This window comes from Pseudomonas sp. FW305-20, assembly GCF_058788075.1.
In genome coordinates this window covers 1-17,978 of sequence record NZ_JBYTAJ010000001.1, presented here as the reverse complement: position 1 = coordinate 17,978, position 17,978 = coordinate 1, and the positions used below count along the sequence as shown (strand labels likewise).

The 17,978-nt window shown below is 58.8% G+C and carries 18 protein-coding genes; 5 read left to right on the top strand and 13 right to left on the bottom strand.

The genetic code is table 11. The features are described 5' to 3' along the window. Window positions 1-54: 54 nt before the first annotated feature. From AC3WP4_RS00090 to AC3WP4_RS00070, 5 genes are all read right to left on the bottom strand, one after another. Window positions 55-540: a flavin reductase family protein gene (locus AC3WP4_RS00090; RefSeq protein WP_102615830.1), complete on the bottom strand. Its 486-nt coding sequence runs from the start codon at window positions 538-540 to the stop codon at window positions 55-57. A 12-nt stretch (window positions 541-552) separates the two neighbouring features. Then, window positions 553-2,034: an aldehyde dehydrogenase gene (locus tag AC3WP4_RS00085; RefSeq protein WP_102615829.1), complete on the bottom strand. Its 1,482-nt coding sequence runs from the start codon at window positions 2,032-2,034 to the stop codon at window positions 553-555. Next, window positions 2,031-2,864, bottom strand: coding sequence for an alpha/beta fold hydrolase (locus AC3WP4_RS00080; RefSeq protein WP_102615828.1), 834 nt, complete (start codon window positions 2,862-2,864; stop codon window positions 2,031-2,033). Before AC3WP4_RS00080 ends, AC3WP4_RS00085 begins: the two co-directional genes overlap by 4 nt. A 43-nt stretch (window positions 2,865-2,907) precedes the next feature. Then, complete coding sequence (locus AC3WP4_RS00075; RefSeq protein WP_018927718.1) at window positions 2,908-3,498, bottom strand: amino acid synthesis family protein; 591 nt, start codon at window positions 3,496-3,498, stop codon at window positions 2,908-2,910. A 474-nt stretch (window positions 3,499-3,972) separates the two neighbouring features. Next, window positions 3,973-4,590, bottom strand: coding sequence for a LysE family translocator (locus tag AC3WP4_RS00070; RefSeq protein WP_102615826.1), 618 nt, complete (start codon window positions 4,588-4,590; stop codon window positions 3,973-3,975). Window positions 4,591-4,655: 65 nt separating this feature from the next. Between AC3WP4_RS00070 and AC3WP4_RS00065 the strand changes: the two genes are divergently transcribed. After that, window positions 4,656-5,573, top strand: a complete 918-nt coding sequence (locus AC3WP4_RS00065) for a LysR family transcriptional regulator (RefSeq protein WP_102615825.1) — start codon at window positions 4,656-4,658, stop codon at window positions 5,571-5,573. Window positions 5,574-5,691: 118 nt separating this feature from the next. Here AC3WP4_RS00065 and AC3WP4_RS00060 read toward each other — a convergent pair whose 3' ends face one another. From AC3WP4_RS00060 to AC3WP4_RS00050, 3 genes are read right to left on the bottom strand one after another with little or no spacing between them, the layout of a single operon-like run. After that, window positions 5,692-7,908 carry a DUF3604 domain-containing protein gene (locus AC3WP4_RS00060; RefSeq protein ID WP_074877274.1) on the bottom strand — a complete coding sequence of 739 codons (2,217 nt, stop codon included), beginning with the start codon at window positions 7,906-7,908 and terminating at the stop codon, window positions 5,692-5,694. 39 nt (window positions 7,909-7,947) lie between these two features. Then, window positions 7,948-8,943 (bottom strand): HupE/UreJ family protein, encoded by a 996-nt coding sequence (locus tag AC3WP4_RS00055; RefSeq protein ID WP_102615824.1) that lies wholly within the window; start codon window positions 8,941-8,943, stop codon window positions 7,948-7,950. Beyond that, a complete protein-coding gene (locus tag AC3WP4_RS00050; protein WP_102615823.1) occupies window positions 8,943-9,851 on the bottom strand; it encodes a peptidyl-prolyl cis-trans isomerase in 909 nt (302 codons plus the stop codon). The genes AC3WP4_RS00055 and AC3WP4_RS00050 overlap by 1 nt, the downstream gene beginning before the upstream one ends. A gap of 178 nt (window positions 9,852-10,029) precedes the next feature. Between AC3WP4_RS00050 and AC3WP4_RS00045 the strand changes: the two genes are divergently transcribed. After that, window positions 10,030-10,371 carry a hypothetical protein gene (locus AC3WP4_RS00045; protein ID WP_235865012.1) on the top strand — a complete coding sequence of 114 codons (342 nt, stop codon included), beginning with the start codon at window positions 10,030-10,032 and terminating at the stop codon, window positions 10,369-10,371. A 125-nt stretch (window positions 10,372-10,496) separates the two neighbouring features. Here the strand turns inward: AC3WP4_RS00045 and AC3WP4_RS00040 are convergent, their stop codons facing one another. Further along, window positions 10,497-10,733 (bottom strand): hypothetical protein, encoded by a 237-nt coding sequence (locus AC3WP4_RS00040; protein WP_074877267.1) that lies wholly within the window; start codon window positions 10,731-10,733, stop codon window positions 10,497-10,499. A 205-nt stretch (window positions 10,734-10,938) separates the two neighbouring features. Between AC3WP4_RS00040 and AC3WP4_RS00035 the strand changes: the two genes are divergently transcribed. Beyond that, window positions 10,939-11,277: a YajG family lipoprotein gene (locus tag AC3WP4_RS00035; RefSeq protein ID WP_102615822.1), complete on the top strand. Its 339-nt coding sequence runs from the start codon at window positions 10,939-10,941 to the stop codon at window positions 11,275-11,277. Between the two features lie 123 nt (window positions 11,278-11,400). Here AC3WP4_RS00035 and AC3WP4_RS00030 read toward each other — a convergent pair whose 3' ends face one another. Then, window positions 11,401-12,312, bottom strand: a complete 912-nt coding sequence (locus tag AC3WP4_RS00030; RefSeq protein WP_102615821.1) for a bestrophin family protein — start codon at window positions 12,310-12,312, stop codon at window positions 11,401-11,403. 152 nt (window positions 12,313-12,464) lie between these two features. Between AC3WP4_RS00030 and AC3WP4_RS00025 the strand changes: the two genes are divergently transcribed. Continuing rightward, on the top strand, window positions 12,465-13,391 hold the full coding sequence (locus AC3WP4_RS00025; RefSeq protein ID WP_102615820.1) for a Gfo/Idh/MocA family protein: 927 nt from the start codon (window positions 12,465-12,467) through the stop codon (window positions 13,389-13,391). Between the two features lie 121 nt (window positions 13,392-13,512). Here the strand turns inward: AC3WP4_RS00025 and AC3WP4_RS00020 are convergent, their stop codons facing one another. Further along, window positions 13,513-14,904 carry an FAD-dependent oxidoreductase gene (locus tag AC3WP4_RS00020; RefSeq protein ID WP_102615819.1) on the bottom strand — a complete coding sequence of 464 codons (1,392 nt, stop codon included), beginning with the start codon at window positions 14,902-14,904 and terminating at the stop codon, window positions 13,513-13,515. A gap of 46 nt (window positions 14,905-14,950) precedes the next feature. Then, complete coding sequence (locus AC3WP4_RS00015; RefSeq protein ID WP_102615818.1) at window positions 14,951-15,301, bottom strand: RidA family protein; 351 nt, start codon at window positions 15,299-15,301, stop codon at window positions 14,951-14,953. Window positions 15,302-15,423: 122 nt separating this feature from the next. On the opposite strand from AC3WP4_RS00015, the gene AC3WP4_RS00010 reads away from it, so the two are divergent. Continuing rightward, window positions 15,424-16,299, top strand: coding sequence for a LysR substrate-binding domain-containing protein (locus AC3WP4_RS00010; protein ID WP_076030879.1), 876 nt, complete (start codon window positions 15,424-15,426; stop codon window positions 16,297-16,299). Window positions 16,300-16,622: 323 nt separating this feature from the next. Here AC3WP4_RS00010 and acs read toward each other — a convergent pair. After that, the coding region (gene acs, locus AC3WP4_RS00005; protein WP_492575763.1) for an acetate--CoA ligase at window positions 16,623-17,978 on the bottom strand (1,356 nt) is incomplete at its 5' end.

Below are 17,978 nucleotides of genomic sequence, written 5' to 3'. Positions count from 1 at the left end.
CCGTCATCGCGAGCAGGCTCGCTCCCACATGGACCTGCGCACTGAAGATAAACATCAGGCCAGGGTGGGCAGCGGGCCCAGCTTACCTTTGTGATAGATCATCGGCGTGACCGGTTGCTCGGGCAGAATCAGGTTCTTCACCGCGCCGACAATGATCGCGTGATCGCCGCCGTCGTATTCACGCCACAGTTCGCACTCGATGATCGCCGTGGCTTTGCGCAACAGCGGGTTGCCCAGCTCGCTGAGGTGCCAGTCGATGCCTTTGGCCTTGTCCTTGCCTTTGCCCGCAAACGCATAGGCTTCGGCAGTCTGGTCGGCCGATAGCAGGTGAATCGCGAACTGCTTGCTGTCACGCAGGATCGGGTACGTGTCCGAGGCATAGTGGGGGCAGAACAGCACCAGTGCCGGATCGATCGACAGCGCGCTGAAGGCGCTGGCGGTGATGCCGACGATGCCACCGTCCGGGTCCAGGGTGGTGACCACCGTGACCCCGGATGGGAACGAGCTCATGACGTCTTTGTAAATGCCGGGTTCGATCATGTCGGCGGTCTCCTAGCGCATCACGAAGGGGTCAGGCATGGGTGCCTGAGAGAGGTTGATCCACACCGTTTTCAGTTCGGTATAGGCCAGCACCGAATCGATGCCGCTCTCGCGTCCATAGCCGCTGTTCTTGAAGCCGCCGATCGGCGCCATGGCCGAGACGGCTCGGTAGGTATTGACCCAGATAATCCCCGAGCGCACGTCCCGGGCCAGGCGATGGGCACGGCCCAAATCACGAGTCCAGATACCGGCGGCGAGGCCGAACTGCGAGTCGTTGGCAATCGCCAGGGCTTCGGCTTCATCTTTGAAACGGATGACCGAGGCCACCGGACCGAAGACTTCTTCCTGCATGATCTTCATGGAGTTGCGGTCGCATTCGAACAGGGTCGGCTCGTAGAACCAGCCATCGCCCAGATTTTGCGGACGCTTGCCGCCCAGGCGCAGGCGCGCACCTTCGGCGATGGCATCGGCGACCAGGCCTTCGACCACAGCCAGTTGCTGTGCGGTGGCCATGGGGCCCATTTCGCTGCTGTCTTCCTGCGGGTTACCGATGCGGATGCGCTTGGCACGTTCGACCAGACGATCGACGAACTCATCGTAGATTTCGTCCTGCACCAACAACCGCGAGCCGGAAACGCAGCTCTGGCCTGATGCTGCATAGATCCCGGCAATCGCACCGTTGATCGCGCTGTCGAGGTCGGCATCGGCAAAGATAATGTTGGGTGATTTGCCGCCCAGTTCCAGCGACAACTTGGCGAAGTTTTCAGCGCTGCTACGCACCACATGCCGGGCCGTGGCAGCGCCGCCGGTGAAGGCGATTTTGCGCACCAGCGGATGGCGGGTGAGGGCGGCGCCGGTGCTTGGGCCGTAGCCGGTAACGACGTTGACCACGCCCGGCGGGATGCCGGCTTCCAGCGCCAGACGGGCCAGTTCGAGAATGGTGGCGGAGGCGTGCTCCGATGGTTTGATCACGATGGTGTTGCCCGCCGCCAGGGCCGGGGCGAGCTTGATCGCGGTCAGGTACAGCGGACTGTTCCAGGGAATGATCGCGGCAACCACGCCCATGGCTTCGTGCACGGTGTAGGCAAACAGGTCCGGCTTGTCGAGGGGCAGGGTGCCGCCTTCGAGTTTGTCCGCCAGGCCTGCGGTGTAGTGGAAGAACTCCGGCAAGTAGCTGACCTGACCACGGGTTTCGCGAATCAGCTTGCCGTTGTCGCGGCTTTCCAGCTGCGCAAGATGCTCCTTGTTTTCAGCGATCAGGTCACCGAGGCGGCGCAACAGTTTGCCGCGAGCGGTGGCGGTCAGACCGCGCCAGGCCGGGCTGTCGAAAGCCGTCTGCGCAGCCTGCACGGCGCGCTCGACATCGGCTTCGTCGGCATCGGGTAATTCAGCCCAGGCTTGAGCCAGGGCGGGGTTCAAACTTTCAAAAGTCTTGCCGGAGAGGGCATCGACCCATTCACCGCCGATGCACATCTGGAAGCGTGCGAGTGTCATGCAACGATCCCCTTTATTTGATTTTGTCGGGAGTGCACCGTGTCGAGAAACTCCAGCAGCAGCTGGTTGACCAGGCGCGGTGATTCTACGGGCATCATATGCCGCTGCTCGGCGAGCACGGCAACTGTCGCGCCGGGAATGCGTGCGGCCAATTGCTCGGCCATTTCCGGTGTGGAACCCGGGTCCAGCTCACCGGTGGCGATCAGCGTCGGCACTTGGATGCAGCCCAGATCGTCAGCGCGGTACATGTCCTGGGTCGCGAACAGCTCATAGGTGGTCAGGTATCCCTGCGGGTCATTGTTTGCCAGGGTTTGGCGCAAGGCCGCAATCTGCGCCGGGTTGGCCGCCTGATATTCACGGCTGAACCAGCGCGACAGAGCGGCTTCGGCGTTGGCGTCCGGTCCGTGCTCGGCGGCTTGAGCAGTGCGGGCGATAACGCCGGCACGCTGTTCGGGGCTGCGATTGAACACGCTGTTGAGCACCACCAGGCCTTGCAGGCGTTGCGGGTAATGCAAGGCAAAAGCCCGTGCCACCAGCCCGCCCATGGAAAAGCCGATCACCGTCGCCTGAGGCAGTTGCAGGTGGTCGAGCAGTTCAAGCAACTGGTCGGCATAGCCGAGCAGGGGCGTGCCGCTTTCCGGGCGCGGGCTGGCGCCATGACCCAGCATGTCGTAGGCAATCACACGGTACTTCGTGGCCAGGCCAACGACCTGGCCGCCCCACATTTCTTTGTTCAGGCCCACGCCGTGGATCAAAACCACGGGCTGGCCTTGGCCGGTCGCCAGGTAACTGGTGCCAGCCGGGGTGCGTTCAGCGGTGAGCCGAATCATGGAGCGCTCCTGCATGCCTTTTTGTTGTTCTTACCGACCTTGATTACTGGGCGTTTTCAGCGGCCAGCTCTTCGAGATCGATGTAACGGTTGCCGATACGTGGGTGCAGGCGGCCGCCATCGGCGCAACCCAGAACCACGACGATTTCATCGGCGCGCGGCGCGTCTTCGATCTGCATTTCTAGGGTGATGTAGTGCGAACGCAGGCCTTCGTCGTCCTTGTGCATCATCGGGATCTGAATCGAGGTGCCCGGGCCGCCGCGCTTGTTGGTGAAGCTCAGGTAACTCTTGGCTTTCACCGCTTCGCGGTAATGGTTGCCGAAGCGCAGGGTATGGATCACGGCGGAGGCGTGCTCGATTTCACCGTCGGCGCCCACTACGGCGGCCTTGCCATAAGCCTCGATCTTCTCGGCGCCGCCGATGATGCCCACCAGGCGCTCGACCATCAGCGCACCGAGGTCAGAGCAGTTGGCGCGAATTTCCGGCTTCAGGTCTTCGACAAAGCCGCGACCCAACCAAGGGTTTTTCATCACCACGGCCAGCCCGACCATGGTCACAGGCTTGTCGGCAGCCTTGCCGCCTTCGATAAAGGTTTCTTCGACGTAGCTGACGATCTTGCGGATTTCGAAACTCATGAGCTGCTCCGTGTAGGGTAAGAGTGTCTGTGCGTCTGATGGTATACCATAATACCGGAAGCACAAGTCCTTGAAATGAGTTTCTGGTTCAAAGGCGATAAAAGGGAGGGAGGTATTGCCCGTTGCTCGGAATACTGCCGGTCACACTGCCTGACATTAACCTGCGAGATGCTCGCGCTTTGCGTGATGTTGCTTGGGCGCCATACCCGGTGGCCTTTCGGGTTATGGGCGCGGAGCGGACAGGGTTGCGCGATATTGCCGCACAGATGCGCGAGGTCTTGGCGGCTAGTCCCATGATGAGAACCCCGCCAGCGATGTACTCCCTCTGGTTCAAGATCAGAGCTGAGTCTGCAAGTGATGTGGATGCGCGTACTCAATCCGCATGAGCAATGCCAGCCTGGGCCATTGGAGTGTCGCGTGAAGGCCGTCGATAACAATCACATCCCGCCATCCCTGCGCAAAGGCCCATTCAACTCAAGCTGAACGCTGAGCGATTGTCAGTAATATTGCGAAGCTCACGAGTAGGCCGCCAAAAATCCGGTCAATCCATTGTCGTGCGGCCATCAATTTCTCGCGCACCCTCCCGGCTGAGAAGCACAGCGCGATGAGGCTGAACCACACCGCGTGCGCCCCAGCGATGAACAGTCCATATGCAGTTTGCACTGTCAAGGCGGTGTCCGGCCGTACTACACCAATGAACACACTAACGATGAAGATCGATGTTTTAGGGTTCAACGCGTTCGTGAGAAATCCCGTACGCAGAGCTGCCAGATCTGACATGGCGGGTGGCGGTGCGTCTAGCTGTTCAATAGCCGGCTTGGAACGAAGCATTTTGATGCCTAGGTAGACGAGATACGCCGCTCCAGCCAGCTTCAGCGCATTGAACAACCAAGGCGTTTGTTGAAGCACTAACCCTAGTCCGAGCAGCGTATAGCACACGTGGACAAGCACCCCCATACCAATTCCCACAGATGTGAGGACGCCTGCTCGTCGAGACAATAGCAATCCGTTGCGGCAAACCATGGCGAAATCCGGTCCTGGACTGATGCATGCGAGTATTGTGATGGTGATTACGGCTATCCATTCGCTCATGCTGTACCTTTCGAGTTGTGGTGGTAAAGAGCGATATTTACAGATCATTTACCTTGGTACTAACGATGATTTCTGAAGGAAATAGTGACTACGACTCACTAATTTCTAAGGCTCGCATGCCTTCTCTACTTGCGTTGCGTTGCTTCGAATCAGCCGCACGGTTCGAAAACTTCGCCCGAGCGGCAGACGAACTGCATCTGACCCCGGGTGCCATTAGCCGCGCAGTGCGCTTGCTTGAAGAGGATTTGGGCGTTGACCTGTTCGAGCGGCGTAGCCGAAGGGTTTTTTTGACGGATGCCGGAAGACACCTGGCGAAAGCGGTTAGTGAAGGGCTTGGGTTGATGAACCAGGCAGTTGGCGAGATACGCACCGATGCCCGTCGTGCTCGTCAGCTTGTCCTGTCCTGTGAGCCAACGCTTTTAATGCGATGGTTGATCCCTCGTTGGAGCGACTTCCAAACACATCATCGAGGGTTAGAAATCCATTTAGTGGCTGGCGGCGGCATCTTTTCATTCGACCATGGCATAGATTTGGCCATTCGACGGGACGATTTTCCTCGCCCCCCCGGATATCATGCCGAGACTCTATTCACAGAGAAGGTCGGCCCTGTATGCAGGCCAGAAAAGGCAGATCAGTGGTTCGGCAAAAGCAGGAAAGGTCTGCGCTCCTCGGCCCCATTGCTTCAGACAACTAGCCGGCCTACCGCTTGGCAGGAGTGGGCTGGCGCAAAAGGACTGCCCATTCCTGAGATGGACATGCAATCTTTTGAGCACTTTTATTTCAGCATCCAGGCGGCTGTCGCAGGCCTCGGAGTAGCCATTGGCCCGTGGCACTTGGTGCGCGACGATATCCAGAGCGGTGTGTTGGCCGCGCCATTAGGATTTGTTGAAGACGGCTCCCGCTACTGCCTGTTATCTCCCACAGCTCCTAAGCCAGGCAGCCTGGAAATGGATTTACTTAAATGGCTGCAGGCAATGGGCTGAGGCTTGTCGATCTTCAGTTGCATCCACTGCGGACCAGTAGTTCCTGTGGGCAACAACTGCTATTGCTCGTCAATCGGCCAGCATCGATGAATGCAGCGCATCGATGCTGGCCTCGACACTACTTGACCACCTCGACCTCATAATTCGCATAGCCAAACTCGTTGCTGCGAGCCGCCACGTATTTGCCGTTTTGCTCGAACACCGTGGCCTCGAAGGGCGTGCCGCCGAGTGTTGTCAGCAGATGGCCGTCCTTGATTTCATACTTGGCCGGAACGCCAAACTGGCCGGCATGCAGCATGTTCAGGTATTCCCCTTGTGCAGGCGGCTTGCCGTCGACGCTGGTGACCAGACGTTGGCCGTCGGTGCCATAGACGATCTCAAACGTCTGGCCGGTGACGGTATTGCGCACCTTGATGGTTTTGCCCACCACATAGGTTTGCAGTTGCTCGTTGGTGAGTGCTTTGGCCCCTTCGGTTTTCAGTTGATCGATGGTTTTACCGCCGGCGATGGACTTGCTGTCCTCAGCATTCGGCGTGTACCAGATCGGTGAGGTCCAGGCGCGTTCCTGGACGGTGGCCGAGACATCCGCCGGCGGCGGTACTTGCAGCTTGGCCGCGTCATAGGTGCTCCAGCGCGGTGTCGGGATCTGTAGCACGCGGGCGTAGTAGAACGCGTGCTGCGCCGGATCGAAATCCGGATCGACCCAGACTTTTTTCAGCTCGGTGGCACCAATGGTGTTGGTGTAAGTCGCCTTGGAAACGTCAACTGTCGAGCCCACCGACGGCACGTTGCCGGTCGCCTGGTCCGGTTGGCGATCCCCGGACCAGACGACGTCATAGATCTTCTCAAAGGTCTGGCCGTTTTTGGTCCAACCCTTGATGATCTGGATGCGGTCGAGGTTGCCGTCGTCTGCATCCTTGACCGCCCACACTACAAAGGACGGCGCCGCTTTACCTGGTTTTGCCGGCAAGTCGCCGCCCATGGGCACGCCCTTGGCGTAAGCAGTTTGAACCCAGTCTTTTTCGTTCCAGACACTGCTGTCGAAACCCCAGCCACCAAACAGGCGCACGGGGATGCGCACGCCGCTGGTGCCATAGACTTCCTTGCGTTTCATGGCATCGAAGATCGATTCACGGGTGTTTTCTTCCGCCCAGACACCGGCCAATCCCGACGTGCTGGTTTGCAAGGCCACCATGCCGGAGTTTTCCTTGCCGGAAATACGCGCCGCCGGGGTGCTGTCGGTAAACCCGTGGGAGCCGAAGTTGTTGCTCTGCGAATAGGGAATCACCCCGTTGTGCGAGTCGCTGGCACCGACCACGCCCATTTTGTAGGGGTTGTATCCGCGGGCTTCCTGCAAGGCCATGCCGTTCTGCCAGGCTTGCCTGATGTAACTGCCATTGAGTTTCGACGTGCTGTTGTCGATACCAAGCAGGAAACTCATGATTTCATAATTGGCAAATTCGTCGGTCGGCGACAGTTCGGGGTGGGTTTCGGAGGTGCCTTTGACCTGATGAATTTCGGTGAGGGATTCATTGCGCATCCGCGTTTCGGCCCAGGCGGCATCGATGGGGCGACCACGATCATCAACATCCACCGGGAACATCAGGCCGTTGCTGAGGTTGCCGTTGTGGGAGATCGCCAGCACCTCATTGCCCTTTTTGCGTTGATCGTCCATCCAGCCCCACAAATCCTCCGGTTTGTCCGAGTCGAGGGCCGTGAAGGGCAGGTCCGGCACCTTCTTCGAATCGCGGAAAAATATATTGCGGTGCATGTTTTGATTGTTCGGTGCCGAGGTCCATTCATAGGCGACGAACGTGGTGAACTTGCCGGGCTTGTAGTACTTGTCGGCGATGGCGATGTTCTGCTGCCAGATGTTGCCGGCCACCTTCGGATCAATCAGCTCCTTGATCGGGTGGCTCAAGCTGCCGGCGATCCATTTGAACACTCGGTTGAAATCTTCCGGGGTCTTGGCAATCAGCTTTTGCGCGATGGGCTGCTTGCTGAAGTCCGACTTCGGATCATTGGCCAGGGCGATCACGCCCACGTATTCCGAGTGGTCGGTCACGCCATGGAAATCCAGCGGTCTGCCTTTGAGCTGCACTTCAACCCCCATCGGATGCTTGACCGGCATCCCAAGTGAGTATTGATACGTCTGCTCGGGATCGACCTGATGGTTGCCGATCAGGTAGGCATCAATCGACCAGGAGGTGTGCGAGTGCGTCTGGCCAAAGTAAACCTCGCGATCAGGGATTCCCTCTGCCAAGGCTAGTGTGCTGAAAGCAAGCACGGCGCTACTTAACAGTGACGGCACGATGATGGGTGTATGGGGTTTCATATTCCACCTCTTGGGAATACGGCAGTGATAGGGGGCAACTCAGGTCCAGAAACTCCAAACTCTCTCGAAAAACCAGAAGGCAGCCAGCGTGCCCAACCCGTAGGACGCAACCGGTTGGGCATACAGAAGCGCGGACCGTGGCAATCGACAATGCAGCAACAGTGTGCGAATGCTCAGCGCGGCGGCGACAAACATCAGTTGGCCGATTTCGACGCCGACATTGAAGGTGAACAAAGCCAGAGGCAGGTCGCGCTGGGGCAAGCCGATTTGCGCCAGCGCCCCCGCAAAACCAAAGCCGTGCAACAAGCCAAAACAGAACGCCACGACCCAGGGCCATTGAATGGTAAAGCTGGTTTCACCACGATTCTTGCGGGCGATTTCCACCGCTAGCAACAGAATGCTCAGTGCAATCGTCGCTTCCACAGGCGGGCCGGGAAGCCGCACTGCGTCCAGTGCAGCAAGCACCAGGGTGATGGAGTGGGCGAGGGTAAACGCGGTGATGGTCTTCACCAGCATCCAGCCGTTACTCACCAGCAGCAGAAGGCCGAAGACGAACAACAGGTGATCGACCCCCCCGAGGATGTGCTGGATGCCATGGACCAGAAACGCACCGGCCACCGAGAGCATTCCCGGCGTGCCAGCGATGTCTATCCAGGGTTGTGCGGGGTGGACGAGAGTGGTCGTCAGGCTGCCGTCCAGGCGCGAGACACGCACCAGCACATCGGTGATGCTCGCTTGCAGGCCGATAAATTCAATGCGTTGCCCAACCAGTCCCGTGGGACCCGCATCAATGATTCGGCGCTCGATCAGTGAATCGTTCAGTTCGCTTTCAACCGGCTCAACGACAGAGCGCACACCGTCGGCAAACTTCAGCGCAATCGGCAAGCGCATGCCTGAAAGCACCGGGGTGCGCCACATGACGTCATAGCGCCCGGTGGCTGTTTCGTTGATTTCCAGGTAAGCAGGGCGGGACTCATGGGCCATGGCCGTCAGCCCCATGAACCAGAGCAACAACAGCCAGACCATGTGTTTCATCACGGCCGCTCCGTTTGAGCAGCGACAATCCCGCTGGTAGACGTCGGCATCATCACCACGACGTCATAGCGTGCTTTCAGTGCATCGAAACTCGCGCGTTTCGATGCGCTGCGTTGCTCGGACAACCAATCGGACTTGAGCTGCCGGGCCACGGTTTCGAAGGGCGGTGGTGGTGGTTTGGCCAGCGAATCAATCCACACCAGGTGCCAGCCAAAACCGGACTCCACAGGGCCTACCCAACTTCCGGGCGTTTGCTTGAACAATGAAATGGCAAACTTTGAACCAAAGACCCGCGCCACCTGATCCTGGGATTGTTCGAAGTAGGTGTTTTTAAACATGAAGGCATCGCCTTCTCCACTGTTCTGATCAGTCAGGCCACTTAGCGCAGCTTGAGCCTGCGTTTGTGCATCAGCACCGCGTTTGTCCGGGGCGAAAAATAAATGACGGAAAGTCGCCAATGGTGGCAGGGCATACGCGTCCTGACGCTGGTTATACCAAGCCTCAAGTTCACCGGGTGCAGGCTCGCGAAGTGACGCGACATCTTCGGCGAGGAAATCCATCTTTTGCGCCAGTCGGCGGCGAATGATGGTGTCGTCTTTATCCAGGCCAAGTTTCAGCGCTTCGCGATAGAGGATTTCCTCTTTCACATAGTCATCGATCAGGCCCTGCAACTGTTGCTCCGATGCCGGTCTTTGCCATCGCGCCAGCCACGAGATCGCGATACGTTGGACAACTTCAGGCGTGATTTCGATGCGTTGGGGATTTTGATCGACGGTGGAACGGTGCAAACCTTCGTACAACACAAAGAGTGCAAAACCGGCGATTAAAAAGTGCAGTAATGGCTGGCGAAGGCATCGTTTGAATGACGAAAGTCGAGATGCTTTAAGTTCGGAGACGGTTAAGTTCATGACTTATTGCCCCACGCTATACTCGGATAGTTTCTAAGCAGAGTGGAGTATTGCTGCTGGATTGGAACTTTCCACCAAGGTTAATCACGATAGGCACTAAGCGTTAGTCGCAATCGGCTTAACCTGTTCACCGGGTAGTGCAGTTACGTGGCTGCGCAGCCCGGACTGGAGCGTCCGTATGATGAAAGGACTGCTGGTTTTTGCCGCGATTATCGAGGCCGCCACTGGCGTGGGGCTGCTGTTTGTCCCGTCTCTGGTCGGGCATCTGCTGCTTGGCATCGAACTGACCGGTGTCATCGTCCGCGTGGCCGGCATTGCCCTCATTGCCCTGGCAGTCACCTGCTGGCCAGGCCCTCCCATGCTCGGCATGTTGATCTATAACGCAGCCGTTGCGTTGTATCTCACCTACGTTGGCTTCTCCGGTGACGCGAGCGGGATTCTCTTGTGGCCAGTGGTTATCTTGCATGCAGTGATGACGGTACTTTTGATACGAGCAATGACGAGGCAGGTCACGCATTGAGCTCCGTCATTATCGACGCCATCGTTTTCGCCTGCCTGTTCGCTGCCGCGCTGATAAGAATGCTGCTGCACATGCGATTGCCGATTCATCCCCTGGATGTCGAGTCCAAAGAGCGCGTGCAGAGGCTAAAGCCACGTATTCACCACTCGTCTATCCAGCTCCTCCCAATCCGCCATGCCCAATACACGTGTGGTGTTCAACCCGCGCAAATAGCCGCGTAACTGATTGGCGGTGGCCTGTACAAGCTCCCGGTCGGGCGCTTTTTCGCACAACAGTACGGTTTCGTATTGGGTCAGGTACTCGGCCACCCGGTCTCGGAAGTCGGGCAAAACGGCGTCGCGTATCAGGTCAAATGTTCTCAAGGAGAGATCCTCATCAATCTTTCTGGTTGTGATTGAGTGTGCATCCGTCGGCACGGCGCGCAACTATTGCTAGAAGTAATAGTGAACATTACGAAACGCAAGTTCTGCTTTCTCGGCAGCAGGCGGAAAATCGCCTCCATGACGACGTTCGTGACGAAGTCCCGTTGCTTGTTGTACCGAACCTTTTATTTTCAGGATGAGACCGATGCGCCCTTTATTCGCGCCCGCCATGGTATTTGCCGCTTTGCTCGCCGGTTGTGCCTCCACGCCGAACGATCCGACCCTGACCTTGCAGACCAGCAAGACCCCGGCCCAATACGCCGACTGCGTCGTGCCGAAATTGCAGGGCAGTGCGTTGAACCCGACTGTCTCGCAGACCCAGCGCAGCTACCGGATCGTCGTGCCGAGCAAAGTCTCGGCGGATAACGTGCTGGAAGCCTACAAGACCGGGAACGGCGGCAAGGTGTTCATCTACGAACGGCATTTGCTGGCCTCGAACTTCCTGCCTTCGAGTTTTGAACGCGCCGCGCAGGATTGCATCTGACCTGGACCGTAAACGCTTTTCACCGTGCTCCTTTGGTTGGCCGCAACCAACCAGTTTTTTGCCCGCGCTCTTTAGTTTAAATACATGAGGACACTGAATAATTCACCACCCGCCGTTTTTTTGTTAAATCACCGCTGTACTGGGGTAGCTGAAATGATCGCTACCCAGCGAATCGCGTTGCATTGAGTGCAGGTTTTTCTCGATGGTTTCGCAGAGGGCTTCCATCTGGATCTGGTGTTCGCTGTCGCGGAATGGGCTTTGCAGATCAGTGCCGATGCGTTCGATGGCCAGCAGCATGAAGCCCACCACTGTCGAGGCCAGCGGGGTATACCAGCCCAGGGACTCGACCAGCCCCACCGGCACAATCAGGCAAAACAGCGAAATAAACAGCCGCGGAAAATAGACATAAGGGTAGGGCAGCGGCGTATTGGCAATCCGCTCCATGCCGCCCTGGCTGTTGGACAGATCAACCAGAGTCGACTCCAGCCGCGCCAGGCGAATGCTGTCAAGGTGCCCGGCCTTGTATTCCTGGGCCAGCAGCGCCGCGGAACCGTTGAGGATATCGTTGGCAAAGTTATTGGTGGTGCCGCTGCGTGCGAACTCCCCGGCGGGAATAAACGCCTGTACTTCGAGCGGGCACGGCTGGCCCCGGAGATGCGCCGCCAGGCAATTCACGTACGCCACGTGGCGGCGTAGCAGGGTTGACTTCATCGGATTGACCTCATTACCCGGGTCATCCAGCAACGTCAGTACTTGCCGCGCAAAGCTACGGGAGTTATTGACCATCGCCCCCCACAACGTGCGCGCTTCCCACCAGCGATTGTAGGCACTGCTGTTGCGAAAACTGATCAGCACCACCAGCGCCGAGCCGAGCAAGGTCAGCGGCATCAGCGGCAGATTGATCTTGCTGTTGAGAAACAGCATGAAGTCCACGGTGACGGCTATATCCCAGAGCAGCAGCCAGAACAGGGCCCAGCCCACGTAGCCCATGGTCTTGATGATCAGGCGGTATTTTTTGATGATGACGGCTTTCAAACAGCGACCTCGCGGTGAATAGTTAACATTGATGCCCTAACTCGGACGGTGGTTGCCGGGTAAAGGTTCGGTGGGAGCTGCGATCAATGATCCGAGCGGTGTAACCTTGCTCGCTCGCATACCAAGATAAGAAAAATAATCAGGAGTCTTTGATGCAACCGATCCGTCTCGGTCTGGTGGGCTACGGCAAGATTGCTCAGGATCAACACGTCCCCGCTATTAACGCCAACCCCTCGTTCCAGTTGGTGGCTGTCGCCACGCAAGGGCAGCCCTGCGCCGGGGTCGAGAACTTTCAGTCCCTGAGCGAGCTGCTCGAAAACGGCCCGTACGTCGACGCGATTGCGTTTTGCACACCACCGCAAGGACGATTCGCTCTGGTGCAACAAGCCCTGGCCGCTGGCAAACACGTACTGGTAGAAAAACCGCCGTGCGCCACGTTGGGTGAAGCGATGGCGTTGGTGAATCAGGCTGGGGAGCAAGGCGTCAGCGGTTTGTTCGCCTGGCATTCACGCTACGCGCCCGGCATCGAAGCGGCCCGTAACTGGCTGGTCAGCCGCACCTTGCACAGCGTACAGATCGACTGGAAGGAAGACGTGCGCAAGTGGCACCCCGGCCAGGCATGGATCTGGCAGCCCGGAGGCCTGGGCGTCTTCGATCCCGGCATCAATGCCTTGTCGATAGTCACTCATCTGCTGCCGCTGCCGCTGTTTGTCGAGTCTGCCGAACTGCGGGTCCCCAGCAACTGCCAGTCGCCGATTGCCGCGTCCATCAAGCTGTCTGACGCGCACCACCTCGATGTCCGCGCGGAGTTCGATTTCGATCACGGTCATGAGGAACTCTGGAGCATCGAGATTCGTTGCACTGAAGGCATCCTGCGACTGGACAACGGTGGCGCACTGTTGAGTATCGACGGCGTGCGCCAAGTCGTATCGGAGGAGGGCGAATACACGGCGGTGTATCGGCATTTTCAACAGCTGATTGGCAACAAGGCCAGCGACCTGGACCTCCAGCCGCTGCGACTGGTCGCCGACAGCTTTTTCGTCGGCAGTCGGGCGTCGGTTGCGCCGTTCTACGATTAGCGGCTACGGCTCGAGCCCATTTCGCTCTAATGACGACAGACGCTGGAAAAACCCCGCTCGGCAAATAACCGGGCGGGGGTTTCTGTTGGTGCGCATGAAAATACTGCATAGGACCGAGGCGTTATCCCTTGTCCGCCTTGCCGGCGGCCGCCGCAAATTTCGCCAGACGCACATCCAGTCGACGAGGAGGGCGGTTGTGGTCTTCGGCCTGCTCCTTGCGCCGAATGGCATTACGCACCATCAATGAACCCAGGTAGCGGACCGGCTCCGGTGGGAAATGGCCAAGCGGACCTTGCAGCAGCGGCGAGCGTGTCCAAGGGTTATCCAGGCCCAGCACCAGCGACGACAGGATCTGTCCACCCATATGGCACGGACCGACGCCGCTGCCGGAATACCCGAAACCATAGAAGATATTGCCGCTTGCGCCCATGCGGCCGAAGAAAGGTACCCCGGTGACTGAGCGATCGGAAGGGCCATTCCAGGTGGCGGCGATACCGACATCGGCAAAGTCCGGAAAGAACTCCGTCAACGTGTTGCGCAGCAGCCCTGCGTAAGGTGATGGCTGGTCGAATACCGGCAGGATGCGCCCGCCATAGGCGAAGGTGTTGCCCCCTTTGCCGAGCATGATTCGGCCGTCCGGAGTGTTGTGGTAGTAGTGCACGAATATCCGCGAGTCGAGTACGGTGACTCCGCTGGTCAAACCGATCTGTTTGAGCAGATCAGGTCGCGGCTCGGTGATGATCATGTCGCTGGAGACGATGGCCACTGAACGCGAGAACTGTGGAAAGGCACGGGCCATCCAGGCGTTCATCGCCAGCACGACCCGGTTGCAGGTCACTTTCCCTTTGGGCGTATTGACGATGGCCGGCATTCCCTCTTCCAGACCGGTCATCGGCGTGCCCTCGAAAATACGCACGCCCAGTTCCAGTGCGACTCGGCGCAGCCCACGGACCAGCTTGCCCGGTTGCACACTGGCCGCCGCTGGCGAGAACCAACCCTCGATGTGCCGGGTTGAGCCGGCCATGCGTTGCACGTCAGGCAGCGCACATTTGGAGAAAGAGTTAATGCCATGGCGCTCCAGTGCCGCGATCACCCCGTCGGTCGAGCCGACCTGGGCGCGGTTGGTCGCCGTGTAGAGCGTGCCGTCGAGACGGTAGTCGGCATCCACCGCGTACTTTTCGCAAAAGGTGCCGATGGCGTAGATGCTCTTCTCCGATTCCTTGACCAGGCGTATCGCCTCTTTGACGCCGAACAAGCGCTCAAGGGTGAAGTACTTTGCCGACCAGGACAGCGCGCAGCCACCGTTGCGTCCACTGGCACCGGCACCGCAGATGTCGGATTCGACGATGACCACATCCAGCTCGGGATTCTGTTCCTTGAGCATGATGGCGGTCCATAAACCGGTATAGCCACCGCCGACGATGCAGACGTCGGCGCGGGTGTCCTGTTGCAGCGCAGGGCAGGGCGTAGCGGGTTGATTTTTCAGGGCCTGGTCCAGCCAGTAGGGGCGCATGGGGTCATCTCCGATGGATCGGTTAAAGGCAGGGTTCAGGACACAATCAGCCGCACGCGGCGACCACGATCATTTCCACACGCCAACCGGGGTCGATCAGCTGAGCCAGCGTGCAAGCGCGTGTGGGCGCATGGTCTTCAGGAAAAAACTCATCCCAGACCCTGTTCAGCCCTTCATAGTCCTCGCGATGGGCGAGCAGGATGCGCACCGACAGCACCCGCTCGCGGCTGCTGCCGGCACTGAGCAAAAGCTGCTCGATACCGGCGAGCACTTCGCGGGTCTGCGCCCCGATATCACCACTGAGGTCCGAGGCGACCTGGCCACCGATATAGAGATGGTTGTCGTACCGGACCATGTCCGAACGGCGTTTTGCTACAGCGAAACGTTCAATTTCCATAAAGCATTCCTGATGGGTACGAGGGGCGGCACTTGTGGAAATCATGCTTGCAGTTCATCGTCCATAAATAAAATCGATTTATCGTATGGCAAGATAAGTTGAACCTATAGCGAGGTGCGCCGATGACGATTTCCCATACCCAACTCAAGGCGTTTCACGCCGTTGCAATGAATGGCAGCTTCACCCGGGCGGCCGAGCAACTCTGCCTGTCACAACCCGCGGTATCCGACCAGGTGCGCAAGCTCGAGGATTATTACGGGGTGATGGTGTTCTACCGCGACAAGCGCCTGGTGCGCCTGACGGAAGTGGGCGAGCGGTTGTTCGGCCTGACCCAGCGCCTGTTCGATATCAGTATCGATGCCCACGACATGCTGACGGACTACCGCACCCTGTCGACGGGAACCCTGAACCTTGCCGTGGATGCGCCGGTGCACGTCTTGCCCTATGTCTCACGCTTCTGCAGCCGTTACCCCGGCGTTGAAGTGAAGATCGAAACCGCCAATACCGACGAGGTCCTGCAGCGGTTGTTCAGCCACCAGGCCGACATCGCCCTGCTGGGGCGCAACATCGAAGACGATCGCCTGATGACGCTGCACCTGCGCAGCGATCCCATGCTCGCCTTCGTCGCCCATGACCATCCCTGGGCGCAACGGGATTCCATCTGCCTTGCCGACCTGGACAACACACCCATGGTCTTGCGCGAGCAAGGTTCGGTCACACGGTTATCGCTGGAGGAGGAGATGGCTGGGGCGGGTTTGCACATTCGCAAGGCCATCGAAGTGGAAGGGCGTGAAGCGGCACGCGAGGCCGTGGCGATTGGCATGGGCGTCGGGGTCGTCTCGGCAGCCGAGCTGGGCTCGGACTCCCGGGTTCGCGGCTTGCCGATTGTTGACTCTCAGCGGCACTTCACCGAGACATTGGTCTGTCTGCGGGCACAGAGTTCGCGACGTATCCTGACGACCTTTTTTGACATGGTTCGAGAAGGGTTGGGCGAGTGAGATTCATTGTTCGATCGTGGCCGATAGCTGCCTGTCAGGAAGGGCAGATAGCGGCCGATTCTGTTGAGAAATTGGCTCAGGCCTGGTCAAAGGCAGTAATTATTGGCCGTTGTTGATGTGGTGTCTGACAGATCGCCATCGCGAGCAAGCCCGCTCCCACAGGTAATCTGCGCCCAGCACAAATCTTATTCTCACTGGAGATCAACTGTGGGAGCGGGCTTGCTCGCGAAGAGGCCCGAACTGCCACTGCAAAAACATCAGGCAACAAAAAAGCCCCGCCAGGCGCAATGCCGGGCAGGGCTTCGATGACTCAAGAACCGCGCTTACGCGACGTTCATGACCTTGTGCTCATCAATCAAATGCTGCACCACACCCGGATCCGCCAGGGTGGAGATATCCCCCAACCCATCGTATTCGGCCGTGGCAATCTTGCGCAGAATGCGGCGCATGATCTTGCCCGAACGGGTTTTCGGCAGGCCCGGCGCCCACTGGATCACATCCGGCGAGGCAATCGGACCGATCTCCTTGCGCACCCAGTTTTTCAGTTCCAGGCGTAGCTGTTCGCTTGGCTCCTCGCCACCGATCAACGTGACATAGACATAGATGCCCTGCCCCTTGATGTCGTGCGGCACACCGACCACGGCCGCTTCGGCGACTTTCGGGTGGGCGACCATCGCGCTCTCGATCTCGGCGGTGCCCATGCGGTGGCCGGACACGTTGAGCACGTCATCCACGCGACCGGTAATCCAGTAGTAACCGTCTTCATCACGACGCGCACCGTCACCGGTGAAGTACATGCCGCTGAACGTCTTGAAGTAGGTGTCGACGAAGCGGTCATGGTCGCCATACAGCGTGCGCGCCTGGCCTGGCCACGAATCCAGAATCACCAGGTTGCCCTCGGCCACGCCTTCGAGGATGTTGCCCAGGTTGTCCACCAACGCCGGCACTACACCGAAGAATGGACGTGCCGCCGAACCCGGCTTGAGCGCATGCGCACCCGGCAACGGACTCATCATGTTGCCGCCGGTTTCGGTCTGCCACCAGGTATCGACGATCGGGCAACGGGACTGGCCGACGTTCTTGTAGTACCAATCCCACGCTTCCGGGTTGATCGGCTCACCGACCGAACCCAACAGACGCAAGCTGCTGCCATCGGCACCTTCAACGGCGGCCTTGCCCGACGCCATCATCGCGCGGATCGCCGTTGGTGCCGTATAGAGGATGTTGACCTTATGCTTGTCGACGATTTTCGCCACCCGGGTGATGTCCGGGTAGTTCGGCACACCTTCGAACAGCAGCGTGGTCGCACCATTGGCCAGCGGGCCGTAGACGATGTAACTGTGGCCGGTGACCCAACCGACGTCGGCGGTGCACCAGTAGACTTCGCCCGGACGGTAGTCGAACACGCGTTCGTGAGTCATCGCCGCGTACAACAGGTAGCCGGCGGTGGTGTGCTGCACACCCTTCGGCTTGCCGGTCGAACCGGAGGTATAAAGGATGAACAGCGCTTCTTCCGCGCCCATTTCTTTAGGTGCGCAGACACTGCCTGCCACCTTCATCAGGTCTTCGTACCAGATGTCGCGATGCTGGTTCCACTTGATATCGCCACCGGTGCGCTTGCACACGATGACTTTCTGGATGCTGCTGGTTTCCGGGTTGGTCAGCGCATCGTCGACGTT

Excerpts from the sequence above, each read along its gene's own strand:
- AC3WP4_RS00045 (WP_235865012.1), top strand. The coding sequence starts at position 10,030 with ATGATGAAAGGACTGCTGGTTTTTGCCGCGATTATCGAGGCCGCCACT.
- AC3WP4_RS00050 (WP_102615823.1), bottom strand. The coding sequence starts at position 9,851 with ATGAACTTAACCGTCTCCGAACTTAAAGCATCTCGACTTTCGTCATTC.
- AC3WP4_RS00010 (WP_076030879.1), top strand. The coding sequence starts at position 15,424 with ATGACGATTTCCCATACCCAACTCAAGGCGTTTCACGCCGTTGCAATG.
- AC3WP4_RS00035 (WP_102615822.1), top strand. The coding sequence starts at position 10,939 with ATGCGCCCTTTATTCGCGCCCGCCATGGTATTTGCCGCTTTGCTCGCC.
- AC3WP4_RS00075 (WP_018927718.1), bottom strand. The coding sequence starts at position 3,498 with ATGAGTTTCGAAATCCGCAAGATCGTCAGCTACGTCGAAGAAACCTTT.
- AC3WP4_RS00015 (WP_102615818.1), bottom strand. The coding sequence starts at position 15,301 with ATGGAAATTGAACGTTTCGCTGTAGCAAAACGCCGTTCGGACATGGTC.
- AC3WP4_RS00070 (WP_102615826.1), bottom strand. The coding sequence starts at position 4,590 with ATGAGCGAATGGATAGCCGTAATCACCATCACAATACTCGCATGCATC.
- AC3WP4_RS00090 (WP_102615830.1), bottom strand. The coding sequence starts at position 540 with ATGATCGAACCCGGCATTTACAAAGACGTCATGAGCTCGTTCCCATCC.
- AC3WP4_RS00085 (WP_102615829.1), bottom strand. The coding sequence starts at position 2,034 with ATGACACTCGCACGCTTCCAGATGTGCATCGGCGGTGAATGGGTCGAT.
- AC3WP4_RS00065 (WP_102615825.1), top strand. The coding sequence starts at position 4,656 with ATGATTTCTGAAGGAAATAGTGACTACGACTCACTAATTTCTAAGGCT.
- AC3WP4_RS00080 (WP_102615828.1), bottom strand. The coding sequence starts at position 2,864 with ATGATTCGGCTCACCGCTGAACGCACCCCGGCTGGCACCAGTTACCTG.
- AC3WP4_RS00060 (WP_074877274.1), bottom strand. The coding sequence starts at position 7,908 with ATGAAACCCCATACACCCATCATCGTGCCGTCACTGTTAAGTAGCGCC.
- AC3WP4_RS00025 (WP_102615820.1), top strand. The coding sequence starts at position 12,465 with ATGCAACCGATCCGTCTCGGTCTGGTGGGCTACGGCAAGATTGCTCAG.
- AC3WP4_RS00055 (WP_102615824.1), bottom strand. The coding sequence starts at position 8,943 with ATGAAACACATGGTCTGGCTGTTGTTGCTCTGGTTCATGGGGCTGACG.
- AC3WP4_RS00020 (WP_102615819.1), bottom strand. The coding sequence starts at position 14,904 with ATGCGCCCCTACTGGCTGGACCAGGCCCTGAAAAATCAACCCGCTACG.